Source organism: Faecalicatena orotica, assembly GCF_003149245.1.
In the GTDB taxonomy this organism is placed as follows: Bacteria; Bacillota; Clostridia; order Lachnospirales; family Lachnospiraceae; genus Faecalicatena_A; species Faecalicatena_A orotica.
This window is the reverse complement of the sequence record NZ_QGDL01000010.1, coordinates 146,566-158,266: the sequence shown is the minus strand read 5'-3', so window position 1 is coordinate 158,266 and position 11,701 is coordinate 146,566. Positions and strand designations below refer to the sequence as shown.

The 11,701-nt window shown below is 44.7% G+C and carries 14 protein-coding genes and 1 tRNA gene; 5 read left to right on the top strand and 10 right to left on the bottom strand.

Annotated features, from left to right (window positions below; all coding sequences use genetic code 11):
- Positions 1–69 precede the first annotated feature (69 nt).
- Positions 70–1,302 (top strand): 6-phosphofructokinase, encoded by a 1,233-nt coding sequence (locus A8806_RS16790; RefSeq protein WP_109732360.1) that lies wholly within the window; start codon positions 70–72, stop codon positions 1,300–1,302.
- Between the two features lie 109 nt (positions 1,303–1,411).
- Positions 1,412–1,485: transfer RNA gene (locus A8806_RS16785), tRNA-Arg, on the top strand.
- A gap of 155 nt (positions 1,486–1,640) precedes the next feature.
- Here the strand turns inward: A8806_RS16785 and A8806_RS16780 are convergent.
- From A8806_RS16780 to A8806_RS16760, 5 genes are all read right to left on the bottom strand, one after another.
- Entirely contained in the window at positions 1,641–3,860 is a 2,220-nt protein-coding gene (locus A8806_RS16780) for a bifunctional diguanylate cyclase/phosphodiesterase (protein WP_109732359.1), read from the bottom strand.
- A 21-nt stretch (positions 3,861–3,881) separates the two neighbouring features.
- Positions 3,882–4,967 (bottom strand): tryptophan--tRNA ligase, encoded by a 1,086-nt coding sequence (trpS, locus tag A8806_RS16775; RefSeq protein ID WP_109732358.1) that lies wholly within the window; start codon positions 4,965–4,967, stop codon positions 3,882–3,884.
- 237 nt (positions 4,968–5,204) lie between these two features.
- A complete protein-coding gene (locus A8806_RS16770) occupies positions 5,205–5,885 on the bottom strand; it encodes a phosphatase PAP2 family protein (protein ID WP_109732357.1) in 681 nt (226 codons plus the stop codon).
- A gap of 503 nt (positions 5,886–6,388) precedes the next feature.
- On the bottom strand, positions 6,389–7,099 hold the full coding sequence (locus A8806_RS16765) for a hypothetical protein (RefSeq protein ID WP_242996146.1): 711 nt from the start codon (positions 7,097–7,099) through the stop codon (positions 6,389–6,391).
- Positions 7,100–7,186: 87 nt separating this feature from the next.
- A complete protein-coding gene (locus A8806_RS16760; protein WP_109732356.1) occupies positions 7,187–7,576 on the bottom strand; it encodes a hypothetical protein in 390 nt (129 codons plus the stop codon).
- Between the two features lie 157 nt (positions 7,577–7,733).
- Between A8806_RS16760 and A8806_RS16755 the strand changes: the two genes are divergently transcribed.
- The 3 genes from A8806_RS16755 to A8806_RS16750 all read left to right on the top strand — a co-directional run bounded on the left by A8806_RS16755 (position 7,734) and on the right by A8806_RS16750 (position 8,653).
- Entirely contained in the window at positions 7,734–7,943 is a 210-nt protein-coding gene (locus A8806_RS16755) for a helix-turn-helix domain-containing protein (protein ID WP_109732355.1), read from the top strand.
- Positions 7,944–8,046: 103 nt separating this feature from the next.
- Positions 8,047–8,190 carry a hypothetical protein gene (locus A8806_RS26275; protein ID WP_181368764.1) on the top strand — a complete coding sequence of 48 codons (144 nt, stop codon included), beginning with the start codon at positions 8,047–8,049 and terminating at the stop codon, positions 8,188–8,190.
- A gap of 166 nt (positions 8,191–8,356) precedes the next feature.
- Positions 8,357–8,653 carry a hypothetical protein gene (locus A8806_RS16750; RefSeq protein ID WP_109732354.1) on the top strand — a complete coding sequence of 99 codons (297 nt, stop codon included), beginning with the start codon at positions 8,357–8,359 and terminating at the stop codon, positions 8,651–8,653.
- A 455-nt stretch (positions 8,654–9,108) separates the two neighbouring features.
- Here A8806_RS16750 and A8806_RS16745 read toward each other — a convergent pair whose 3' ends face one another.
- From A8806_RS16745 to A8806_RS16725, 5 genes are all read right to left on the bottom strand, one after another.
- Entirely contained in the window at positions 9,109–9,333 is a 225-nt protein-coding gene (locus A8806_RS16745; protein ID WP_109732353.1) for a helix-turn-helix transcriptional regulator, read from the bottom strand.
- Between the two features lie 82 nt (positions 9,334–9,415).
- Positions 9,416–10,351, bottom strand: a complete 936-nt coding sequence (locus tag A8806_RS16740; RefSeq protein WP_109732352.1) for a LysM peptidoglycan-binding domain-containing protein — start codon at positions 10,349–10,351, stop codon at positions 9,416–9,418.
- Positions 10,352–10,398: 47 nt separating this feature from the next.
- Positions 10,399–10,875: a phage holin family protein gene (locus A8806_RS16735; RefSeq protein ID WP_181368759.1), complete on the bottom strand. Its 477-nt coding sequence runs from the start codon at positions 10,873–10,875 to the stop codon at positions 10,399–10,401.
- Between the two features lie 11 nt (positions 10,876–10,886).
- A complete protein-coding gene (locus A8806_RS16730) occupies positions 10,887–11,303 on the bottom strand; it encodes a carbohydrate-binding protein (RefSeq protein ID WP_181368758.1) in 417 nt (138 codons plus the stop codon).
- Position 11,304: 1 nt separating this feature from the next.
- Entirely contained in the window at positions 11,305–11,637 is a 333-nt protein-coding gene (locus A8806_RS16725; protein ID WP_109732349.1) for a hypothetical protein, read from the bottom strand.
- Positions 11,638–11,701 lie beyond the last annotated feature (64 nt).

Below are 11,701 nucleotides of genomic sequence, written 5' to 3'. Positions count from 1 at the left end.
TAGATATATGAGTTGTTTCCTTTCGAAGGAAGCATGACTGACAATAATAATGACACGGAGGTAACAGACATGAAAGGAAATGTAATAGTAGGACAATCAGGAGGCCCTACCGCCGCGATTAATTCAAGCCTTGCAGGCGTATACCGCACCGCAAAAGACCGCGGTGCCCAGAAAGTATATGGTATGCTGCATGGAATTCAGGGACTGATGCAGGAGAGGTATATCGACCTGTCAGAATATATCCAGACAGAACTGGATGCCGAGCTGCTTAAGAGGACACCGGCAGCTTTCCTCGGCTCCTGCCGCTATAAACTGCCGGAGATTCATGAGGACGGAACTGTATATGAAAAGATTTTTGCCATACTGAACAAGCTGAATATTGAAGCCTTTATTTATATCGGCGGCAACGATTCGATGGACACGATAAAGAAACTGTCCGATTACGCGATAGTGACAGGTCATCCAACACGCTTTATCGGCTGCCCGAAGACGATTGACAATGACCTCGCCCTCACCGACCATACACCGGGATTCGGAAGCGCTGCCAAGTACATCGGAACATCCGTGAAGGAAATCATCCGTGACAGCTTCTGTCTGGAATATGAGAAAGGACTTGTGTCTATTGTTGAGATCATGGGACGTAACGCCGGATGGCTCACAGGTGCCGCAGCTCTGGCAAAAGGTGAGGACTGCTCCGGGCCTGATCTGATCTATCTGCCGGAACTGCCTTTTGATATCGAGAAGTTTGGTGCAAAGGTCAGAGAGCTTCTGGCAAAGAAACCTTCTGTTGTAGTCGCAGTATCTGAGGGTATCCGTCTGGCGGACGGCCGTTACGTCTGCGAACTGGGACAGAGCATAGACTTTGTGGATGCATTTGGACATAAACAGCTCTCCGGTACTGCGAATTATCTGGCAAGCTATATCGCAGGAGAGATCGGCAGCAAGACCCGCGCAATTGAACTGAGCAGCCTTCAGCGTTCTGCTTCCCACTGTGCTTCCCGTGTAGATATTCTGGAGGCATATCAGGTAGGCGGTGCCGCCGTAAAAGCGGCGGACGAGGGAGATTCCGGTAAGATGGTTGTCATCCAGAGACTGTCTGATGATCCATACCAGAGCGGAACCGAGGTAAAGGATGTACACAAGATTGCCAATGACGAGAAGCTTGTCCCGAGAGAGTGGGTCAACGAGGACGGCAGCTATGTAACAGATGAATTTGTAAATTATGTGCGCCCGCTGATTCAGGGCGACGTTTCACCTGTTATGGTAGACGGAATTCCGAGACACTTATTCCGCAATATATAAGAATTGTATCAGGCGGTTCCGGATTTTTTAACTTTTTTCCCGGAATCGCTTGACAAATGTCGAAATCTATTATATACTAAATTTCGCTGTGAACGAGTTATAACAGCATGTGCGCGTAGCTCAGCTGGATAGAGCGTCTGGCTACGGACCAGAAGGTCGGGAGTTCGAATCTTCTCGCGCACGTTTATATTGAGTCTTTTGGGCTCTTTATTAAAGAAAAAGAAAATCCTATGGGATTCAGGGCTTTTAGCACTTGATCTTTCATGGGATTTTCTTATTTTAACGTTACGATTATAAATATCATTGGAACTGTCCAGGACCATGCTCTTTTCTCTTCTTTAGAAAAACCGTTTTTCAAACATCTCCGGAACGATAGGCTGCCCGAAATAGAACCCCTGTATCAGATCGAGCCCGATATCTTTTACAATATCGTACTCTTCCGACGTCTCTACCCCTTCCATGCAGACCTGTTTTCCGACATTATGGCACAACTCTGTAATAGAGCGGATAAATGTCGCCGTAAATACATCGGAAGTCAGTCCCTTTACAAATCCTCTGTCTATCTTCACAATATCTGCCGGTGTATTCTTCAACTCAAACAGGGACGAATACCCAACACCAAAATCATCCATTGCAACCTGTATGCCTTTTTCCTGAAGGCTTTGCAGCATATCATGCACAGTTCCATCCTGTTCAATCAGATATGTCTCTGTGAGCTCCAGAGTGATGTTCTCGTATGGTACACCGAGCACCTCCAGTGTTTCTTCAACGAATATGATAAAATCTTCCTCCAGAAGCTGGAGGTAAGACAGATTGATGCTCATGTGGAAATCCGGTTTCAGCTTTCTCCATTCACGGCATTGTTCCACTGCCCTTCGGAAAATCCACTTGCCCACCTGAATGATCATACCACTCTGCTCCAGAATCGGGATGAATTCCAACGGGGAGACCTGTCCAAAGGACGTACAGTTCCATCTGGCCAGCGCTTCTGCACCGTACAGGGCTTTAGTCGCGGAATCCACCTGCGGCTGGTACCTGACAGAAAACCCGGCGCACTCCCGCTCCATGCTTTCTCTGAGCAGTTCGGTCATTTCCAGTTTTCTTTCCTTCTGCTGCAATATCCGGGGTGTAAATACCGTTATTTTATTTTTCCCCATAGATTTCGATGTCTCCAGAGAATAATTGGCATATTTCAGCAATTCCTGATAATTCTCTGAATCTCTCGGACTGATAACATACCCACCTGAAATGGTGCAATAATACTTTCTTCCATTATAATCCTGCTGCTTCTGGAACTTCTGCTGGATACGGTTAAAAATCTCCAGGGCTTCTTCTTCATTTCCATTCAGAATCAGAATGCCAAATTCATCCCCGTCGAGACGGTATACTTTTGCATTATAAGGAAGAACAGCTGCTATCTTCTGCGCTGTCACCCTGAGAATCTCATCACCGAAAGAACGGTTGTACAGATCATTAATATTGCGGAAACTGTCCATATCAAGAATCATAATACCAAGCTCTTTTGTGCCTTTGCCATCTACAAGATACTTCTTTGCATCCCCTTCGAATTCAAAGCGGTTATATAGTCCTGTCATATGGTCAATCTGGTCCCGGCGCCCCAGATTCGTGATCATGCCTGCAAACAGATTCGGTGCCCCCTGTTCATCGCGTATCATCCTGCCGCGGCAGCGCAGCCAGATCCACTCTCCTCTGACGTTGCGAGCCCTGTATTCTATATCATGGTACTCTGTCCTTCCGTCCGCGATTTCCTGATTGCTTTCAAGAAACCCCTGTTCATCATGAGGATGGATAATCGTCCCCCAAAAGGCCGCTGCATTCTCGACAATCTGTCCCGGCAGTCCGAATTCCTCCACCATCGCCGGCGGATACCGGAAGATTCCCGTCTTCATACTCCCGACAAAAATATAGTCATCCGTGCTGCTTACAAGCGCATCATAGAGATGCTCCTTATCATACTCGAAATTGCGGATCCCGGAAATGCGTTCCTGCTGCTCTTCCAGTTTCTGTTTTGCCCGCATGATATGGTAACTGCGTTTCTGGATATACATCTTGGAATCAGCCTTCGCAATCACATCAGAAACCGTATACATTTCTTCCGGATATATCTCCATGAGGCCATAGGAAAAGGAAACATCATAGAATATCCCATTCCCAGTCCTCTTCTCCTCTAAATCCGACAGAATCATCTTCATCCGGCTGTCTGCATTTTTCTGGTCCTCGTCATAGAATGCCATCACAAACTCATCACCGCTCAGCCGGAAAACCAGATCATATGCTGCCAGCTGCCGTGTCATTGACGATGCTGCATAGCGAAGCATGTGGTCGCCTTCTCTGTGCCCGAATCTGTCATTCACCTGTTTCAGTTCATTGATATCACAGAGTGCTACAACAAGCATCTTCTTCTCGGACTTAGCTTTTTCAAGAAGTCCTTCCAGATATTCTTTCCCCGCCCTGCGGTTGAGTACCTTGGTCAGATCATCGTAGTTCGCTCTTTCCAGAAGAAGTCTGTATTCCTCTGAATTCTTCACATCCTGCATCTTAATGACCCCTTTTTAAGTCTATCCCCGGAACCTTTCTGCCTGCGCATTGATTAATTCCTGGTCCTCAAAATAATTAATTTTCATGGCTTCCTTTACATCTTTCAATGTCTGGGCCGCTACGCTCTCAGCTTTTTCGCTGCCCTTCTTCAGTATCTCATATACATACGGGATATCCTTCTGATATTCTTTTCTTCTCTTTCTGATCGGCTCTAATTCCGCCTGAAGAACGTTGTTCAGGAAACGCTTCACCTTCATATCACCGAGGCCGCCACGCTGATAGTGTGCCTTCAATTCATCCAGATTCGCATAATCAGGCAGGAATTCCTCAAAATATTCCGGTCTGCAGAATGCATCCAGATAGGTAAACACTGTATTCCCCTCCAGTTTTCCCGGATCCTCAATCTTAATATGGGTTGGATCCGTAAACATACTGAATACTTTCTGCTTAATCTCATCCGGCTCCTCTGAGAGATAGATGCAGTTGTTCAGTGACTTGCTCATCTTTGCTTTCCCGTCAGTCCCCGGAAGCCTTAAGCATGCCGTATTCTCCGGAAGCAGGATATCCGGCTCCACAAGAGTATCGCCATAAATCGAATTAAACTTTCTTACAATCTCCTTCGTCTGCTCCAGCATCGGCAGCTGATCCTCACCAACCGGCACGGTATTTGCCTTGAAAGCAGTGATATCTGCCGCCTGGCTGATCGGATATGTGAAGAATCCGACCGGGATGCTTGCTTCAAAATTCCTCATCTGAATCTCCGACTTCACCGTAGGGTTACGCTGCAGTCTGGATACAGTTACCAGATTCATATAGTAAAAAGACAACTCACAGAGCTCCGGAATCTGTGACTGGATAAACAATGTTGACTTCTCCGGGTCCAGTCCGCATGCAAGGTAGTCCAGAGCCACCTCAATAATATTCTGGCGGACCTTTTCCGGATTATCCGCATTATCAGTCAGCGCCTGTGCATCAGCTATCATAATAAATATATCTTCAAACTCTCCTGTATTCTGCAGCTCCACTCTTCGTTTCAAAGAGCCCACATAATGCCCCACATGCAGTCTTCCAGTAGGTCTGTCACCTGTTAACATAATCTTTCCCATGATATATAATGTTCCTCCTAATCCATTTCTCGTAATCTGCTCACATTATACCACTAACCCCGCTTATTTGGCTACTACATAAACAGAAAAATGGGGCCAGGCAGTACAAAATGCGTTACTGTGCATGCCGTGCCGTGCACAGCAGCAAAAATGCTAAAAGAGCGGGAGGCTCCCGGGCGGGTGTCTCTCGCTCTCTTCAAACTTCACTGTTCTTTCAAACCGCCTGACGGATACAGCCTACTTCAGCCAAAAAGCCGTCTGGCGGGATAGTTTCGGTACTTTTTTCCCGTGTGTCACATAGACAAACTGGTATAGCGTATATGCCATTAAAAATGCTGCCATGACATCTATTACAGAATGCTGTTTTAAAAACATAGTCGCAAGGATAATCAAACCGGCCAGAATATAGGCACTCCATGAAATAATCTTATGTCTGCGCAGCGCCTTGCTGTTGTAGATTGCGATACAAGCGCCTATAGAGTTAAATACATGAAGGCTGGGCATAACATTTGTAGGGGTGTCAGCCCGGTAAAGCATTCTTACCATGTCTACAAATACATTGTCACGCGCAAAAAACATGGGTCTCAAGTGCAGTCCATTCGGCATAAGCGTTGATATAATCAAGAAAATCGTCATTCCCGTAAACATCAGCTTTGCCATCTTATAAAACCCTTCTACGTCGGTAAAGAAAAAGTAAAGGAATACGGCGGCAATAAATACAAACCATAATAAATACGGAACAATGAAATATTCTATAAATGGTATCTTATCGTCAATCACAGAATGAATTACGTGATAGTTACTTGTTACGTGCTTCTCCAGATACATGAACCAGGGCATATAAATCAAAATGTACATAAATACCCAGGCATGTTTATATTTTTTAATGAAGGCTGCCGCCTTACTTTTCATGTTCATACCGAACGCTCCCTTTTTGCCGAATGCTTATACTGAATCCCTCTAACTTGCCCCGATTATAGCACGAATTTCTGTGGACAACAACACTGTTCATAAAACCTTAACAAAATCTTTTGAATTTATAGGCTTTGTAGGCATTTTTGTTACTAATGTGTTACTAACAAGTATATGCAAATTTACATAAAGTTAATAGAATTAATGCAAAATAGTACATAAGTTTTAAGCTGTCAAAGTGTTTACTTAGTATGGAAGGAACTGATCTCCTTACAGTTATATTAGTTCCTTTTCCACTACAAAAGCCCAGCTCCTTTTAACGGATGCCGGGCTTAATTTTACCTATTGACGTGCCACGATATTACTGGTAAGATAAAGATACTTAATAGTTGCCTGTTCGCTTACCTGACGGGGTGAGCGTGTATTGAAACAAACTACTCTCTAAGGCATTGGTAGTTACTATTAAGTGCATATGCAAAGTGAGCCGGGAGTATACACCGGCTCTTTTTTTACATAATCCGTGCAAGCGCCTTGCATCCGAGTATTTGACCAGATGTATCCCTTACGATATCATCAACAATATACAAGTCATTTCTTTCCTTTGCTGCCTGCGCCGTTAGGACTGATACAATATAGATTGTGTTTTCAGCTGGTTTAGGAAGTCCTTCAACTTTGCCATACCCCGTCTTAGACACCGGGATGCCGTTGATATCCCCCATTGATTCTCGGCTCTGCTCTGCCCGTGCTACGCCCGATGAAGGGACGGTATTAACAATCGTTTCCCCGTCTGCCGCATAAAAGGTGACAGCATGAGGAGTTAAATTAATGATTGTAACATCACTTTGAGTCATATTTACTATCAGGTCAACAAATCCATCAAACGTCAAATCGGATTTGTCATACCCTGAATCAAACATTTTATCATCAAAATTACATTGCAGACCATTGAGATTATCGTCAAAATCATCTGGATCATATGCTGCTGAGAAGAAGACCACTGAAATACTGGTTGTCTCGTCCTTGATTGTTACCGATTCTGATGATCCGTCTGAATCTCCATCAGTTTCGATCTCCAGCCCGCACTCTTCCAACGCATGTAGCATTGCTATCTTTTCACGCCTGCGGAGCTCTTTAAATTCTGTCTCACCGGATTCTGCAAAAATCTTCTGTGCTTCCTTCGCCCATCCCAATAATACGTTTAATTCTTCCTTTTTAATCATTTTTTCTCTTTCTCCCCTTTTCCCGTGGGGGCTAGGATTTTTATTTAGTTTTATGCCTTCGTAACCTCCGGGGCGGGTGATGAAATGTTATCTTCCTACATATTCCTTATCAGCAGCATTGACATCGTCATATTTGCCACATACATACTCATTTGTTACCATGTCTACATATCCACATTTATAAGAGCCTTTGAATTTTCCGCTTAAGGTGTAGCAGTTGATTGAGAGGTACGTTCTTTTCTGTCCGTTTTTCTCCCATTTCTTTTCTGATACTTCTCTCTCGATTCCGAGGTTGATGTGGTAGTCATTGCTTGCCATTTCCTCTAATTTGGATTTCAGTGTTTCGATAATGTTTTCTTCTTTCATACTCTTCTCTTCCTTCCATGATTTCTTAAGTGCGGAGGAAATGTCCATTCCGTCTACTTTTACCAGTTCCCATGCTCTTTTCATGATTTTTGATAAGTTATATTTTTTCATTTTCATTTCCTCCTTAGGTTTTCTTGCTTTCCTTACCTTGTAATTACATTATAAACCATATTTGGTTTATTGTCAATATGTTTTTAAACTATTTTTGGATTATTTTATTGACATAATCATTGCAAGGATTTACAATTATATAAAAGGAGGGAATAAGATGTTAGAATATAAAATTGATGTCATCGAAACATTAAAAGAATCTGGATATAACAGTACTCGCATACTAAAAGAAAACTTATTAAGCCAGTCAGCTATGCAAAAATTAAGAAAAGGTGAAATGGTTGGAATTAAGACACTTGAACAATTATGTGAACTTTTGGACATGCAACCCGGAAATATAATTAGATATAAAGAAAATAAAAAATAAACTATTTTTGGTCTAATTATTCTATTGACAATAAACCAAATATGGTTTATAATAAAGATAGTTAAGGAAGGCAAGTAACTTAACGAATACGAGGAGGAAGGAAATGGAAGAAAGCATGACAAAGGAAGAAATGCAACGATTTTTGATTAAAGAAGCACAAAGGGGTACAGCAGAATTAGAAGCTTACAGGAATCTAATGGAAATACTTGGGATTGAGTTCCCGACCGAAAAAGAAAAATCAGAATAAGGACAACAGGGAGGGCGGGCTTGCCACCGCTCCCCATCAAAGTAATTATAACAAGTACAGTGAAAAAAATCAATTAATTCATAATTGAGTCCCAAATTTGGGACTCGAAAAATAGTATAATGAAAACTGCAATAGTTAAACGGTTATATTATAAGGAGGAAAAAACATGTTAATTAATGGAATCGGTGAAGTAAGTGAAGAAACAGTATTGAGTATTTTAACAAGAGAGGGACGTGAAGCCGTTGAATCTGGAGATATGACGCTAGAGGAAGTCGGCGATATGTATAAGCTCGAACAGGTGAAAAAAGCCTCCCGCATAGGCAGATTTGGTGATTCATTCAGCACCAGTTATGGCTGGATACCTGAGGGCTTGTTTGATAAACTAACCCCGGGAGAACTTGGACAATTAGTTGACGCTTTCAACGATTGTTACGGAGCCGGAAAAAATGATAAACATGAGTAACAAAAAAGAGCTGAAATTCAGCTCTTTTTCTTTACACGATATCTTATTATTTCAATCCTTGGCCACCGGATTTGCTAGTGGCTCCACAACAGGAAGCATCCATCCTGTGCGACTGTAATGCATACGCATTGTGTTACACTATTCCACATTAAAAATATTATTATTTCAATCCTCGGTTGCCGGATTGCTGGCAACACCGCAACAGGAAGCGTCCATCCTGCGCGACTGTAATTCATCACTCTGCATATTCAATATGCTGTTATTTCAATCCTCGGTTGCCGGATTCGCTGGCAACACCGCAACAGGAAGCATCCATCCTGCGCGACTGTGAAAGTGCAATGCATACGCATTATATTGCCATTTCTTTACTGACAACATTATTATTTCAATCCTCGGCTGCCGGATTTGCTGGCAACTCCGCAGCAGGAAGCATCCATCCTGTGCGACTATTTACATTATACTCTATGATTATAGCTTTTGCAATTCCTTTTTCTTCCGACAAGCTCATCAATGGTGATATTAAAGGTATCAGCCATCTTGATCAGCATGTCTATATCCGGCTGCCGCGTTTCTCTTTCATAGTTCCCCATAGCTGATCGGGACACGCCCAATTTGGCGGCCAGCTCCTCTTGTGTCAACTCGTACTTAAGACGTAGTTTTCTTATGTTATTTCCTATCATGGCATTCACTCCTCATACGGATATAATAATTCATAACGTGGCATTTGTCCACTATTCCACGTTACGTTTCACGGATTGTATTTTATCCGATCTTAAGCACCTGACCCGGATAGATCACGTTTGGGTTGCTGATGCCGTTGACCTGAGCCAGACGCTGGTAGGTGGTCCCGTATTTGGCCGCGATCCCTGACAATGTATCTCCGCTCTGGACAGTATAGGTCTTCGATGCCGCCGCTGATCCGGTCAGCTTAAGGACCTGTCCTGCATAGATCAGGTTAGGATTATCGATGCCGTTAATGGCTGCCAGTGACTGGTAGGTTGTCCCGTACTTAGCCGCAATGCCAGACAATGTCTCTCCGGACTGGACTGTGTGCGTCTTTGCCGCGGGGGAAGGGGTTGGTTTGGTTGCGGGCTTGGTTGTGCTGGTCGATCCGCCGTGGATCTCCTTTGGGAAATCCCTGTAGCACTCATTCATATCCACGTCGCCTGCGATTCCGGCCACCCGGCCTGTATCGCTGTACTGCCAGATATCTTTGTTTGCACCCGTATATTCGCACTGGCTGTTGTACTGAGCGACCCACTTGGTAAACCTGTCCAGTCCGGGAAGGTAATTATTCCACCAGTTCAGATTTGCATAAATACCACACCAGTAGCCGGCAGCCTCGATGATATCTCCAAACCTTTTAGCACGCTCCACAGCTCCAGACTCAGTACCGGCCTGCTCTAAATCAAGATAGATCGGGTAAGACAGCTTATACCCTTTTACCAGTCTGAGGACATGCTGTGCCTCACTCTCGATCTGGGCCATACTTGTCGCATAGCTGTAAATGTACGCTCCAAACGGGATGCCTAACCGTGTACACTCATCTGCGTTACGTTTCCAGTACTTGTCGTCCTGAGATGTAAAATTGTCCCCGTATCCACACTGGATAATCACGCCGTCTACTCCCGTGGTCTTTACCTGATCCCAGTTGATTTGCCCCTGTGCATAACTTACATCAATTAATAATTTACTCATGTCTTACTCCTTCCGTTATTTGCGATGTCGCAAACACGAGGACGATGTTACTCGCCCTCGTGTTTATTATCTATATTTGTCAGCTCATCACCTTTGGCCTCAACGACCACTTTAAAATGCTGTACAATGGTAAGCAAAAAGGCCGGCATCGGTGTGCCCAGCCTTGTCAGATTTTCTAATATACTTATTAACTCGTTTATAATAAGCCACACGGCCACCAGTAAACCGAAGAATGTAGCCAGTGGGATATGTACCCCCATGCTGTCCGCCGTGGTCAGGATCAGCCAGTCCATTAACATGCCGACACCCACCACTACAACATACAGCATCTTCTTGATGATCCCCCACATGCCGCGCTGGCTTGATATGCTGTTCTCTTTCTTGCTTGCCAACATCCCGGTGATGTAATCCACGATCATAACACCGGTGAGCGCCAGAAGCATCGGCCCCAGAATCCCCAGCCTTGCAGATACCGCGGCCACTGCTCCTGATAATACTGCCTTTATTACATTATATTTGTCCATATTTTCTCTCCTTACTCCTCGATTTCTTTCCATAATGACTCTGTCCCAGTTGCCCCCGGCTCCCAGACGTTTCCGTCTGCCAGACTCTCCCATGTTTTCCCATTATGCTTTACCCGATCTCCCTTGCTGTACGGGTTTGTGCTGTCAGGCTGCTCCCAGTCAGGCACCACGGTCGGGTCCGGTATCAGCACTCTGCCAAACAGGCTCGGTGCAGACTCAGGGGTCCAATCCACCTGTGAGATGTGGTCCTGTAATACCTTATATAGCGTGCCATTGTACCTCACGCGGTCCCCGGATTTATAAGCAGTTCCGGCACCGCTCCAGACCCCGAACAACTCTGTGTACTGTAAGGCCATGTAATCACTCATCGGTGCCGCGTTGTCCTCGATCTGGTGCCGCAGCTCCCTTGCCCTATCTACTACTCCCATGTTACGCCTCCTCTCCCAGCAGGATCTTTGCCGCCTGTACATACTCCGCATCCGTGGCGATATCCCCTGTCTCTGTCTCACTCATGTAAATATGTACCGTAAAAACGCCCTGCGGGTTGGACACGATCTGTATGCCGTCCACAACCGCCCCGTGCAGGGTGTGGAGTACAGAGCCATCATCCCGTGATATCTTTACCTCATGCAGTGCGGGTGGGGTGAGCTGCTCCCAGATGTCAAAGGCGGCCTGCCTGTCCTCTGCAATTAAAACAACGGTCCCTGTGTAAGAGCCGTCTACAATCGGGATCTCTGTCCCATCGCTTAATATCATTCTCATATTTTTTCTCCTTTTTGATTTTTTGCATAATAAAAGACCGCTTATCACGGTCTTGATCGGATGG

What these genes read in the sequence shown, in the direction of transcription:
- A8806_RS16790 (WP_109732360.1), top strand. Translation starts at nt 70, where the DNA reads ATGAAAGGAAATGTAATAGTAGGACAATCAGGAGGCCCTACCGCCGCG.
- A8806_RS16780 (WP_109732359.1), bottom strand. Translation starts at nt 3,860, where the DNA reads ATGCAGGATGTGAAGAATTCAGAGGAATACAGACTTCTTCTGGAAAGA.
- trpS (WP_109732358.1), bottom strand. Translation starts at nt 4,967, where the DNA reads ATGGGAAAGATTATGTTAACAGGTGACAGACCTACTGGAAGACTGCAT.
- A8806_RS16770 (WP_109732357.1), bottom strand. Translation starts at nt 5,885, where the DNA reads ATGAACATGAAAAGTAAGGCGGCAGCCTTCATTAAAAAATATAAACAT.
- A8806_RS16765 (WP_242996146.1), bottom strand. Translation starts at nt 7,099, where the DNA reads ATGATTAAAAAGGAAGAATTAAACGTATTATTGGGATGGGCGAAGGAA.
- A8806_RS16760 (WP_109732356.1), bottom strand. Translation starts at nt 7,576, where the DNA reads ATGAAAAAATATAACTTATCAAAAATCATGAAAAGAGCATGGGAACTG.
- A8806_RS16755 (WP_109732355.1), top strand. Translation starts at nt 7,734, where the DNA reads ATGTTAGAATATAAAATTGATGTCATCGAAACATTAAAAGAATCTGGA.
- A8806_RS26275 (WP_181368764.1), top strand. Translation starts at nt 8,047, where the DNA reads ATGGAAGAAAGCATGACAAAGGAAGAAATGCAACGATTTTTGATTAAA.
- A8806_RS16750 (WP_109732354.1), top strand. Translation starts at nt 8,357, where the DNA reads ATGTTAATTAATGGAATCGGTGAAGTAAGTGAAGAAACAGTATTGAGT.
- A8806_RS16745 (WP_109732353.1), bottom strand. Translation starts at nt 9,333, where the DNA reads ATGATAGGAAATAACATAAGAAAACTACGTCTTAAGTACGAGTTGACA.
- A8806_RS16740 (WP_109732352.1), bottom strand. Translation starts at nt 10,351, where the DNA reads ATGAGTAAATTATTAATTGATGTAAGTTATGCACAGGGGCAAATCAAC.
- A8806_RS16735 (WP_181368759.1), bottom strand. Translation starts at nt 10,875, where the DNA reads ATGGACAAATATAATGTAATAAAGGCAGTATTATCAGGAGCAGTGGCC.
- A8806_RS16730 (WP_181368758.1), bottom strand. Translation starts at nt 11,303, where the DNA reads ATGGGAGTAGTAGATAGGGCAAGGGAGCTGCGGCACCAGATCGAGGAC.
- A8806_RS16725 (WP_109732349.1), bottom strand. Translation starts at nt 11,637, where the DNA reads ATGAGAATGATATTAAGCGATGGGACAGAGATCCCGATTGTAGACGGC.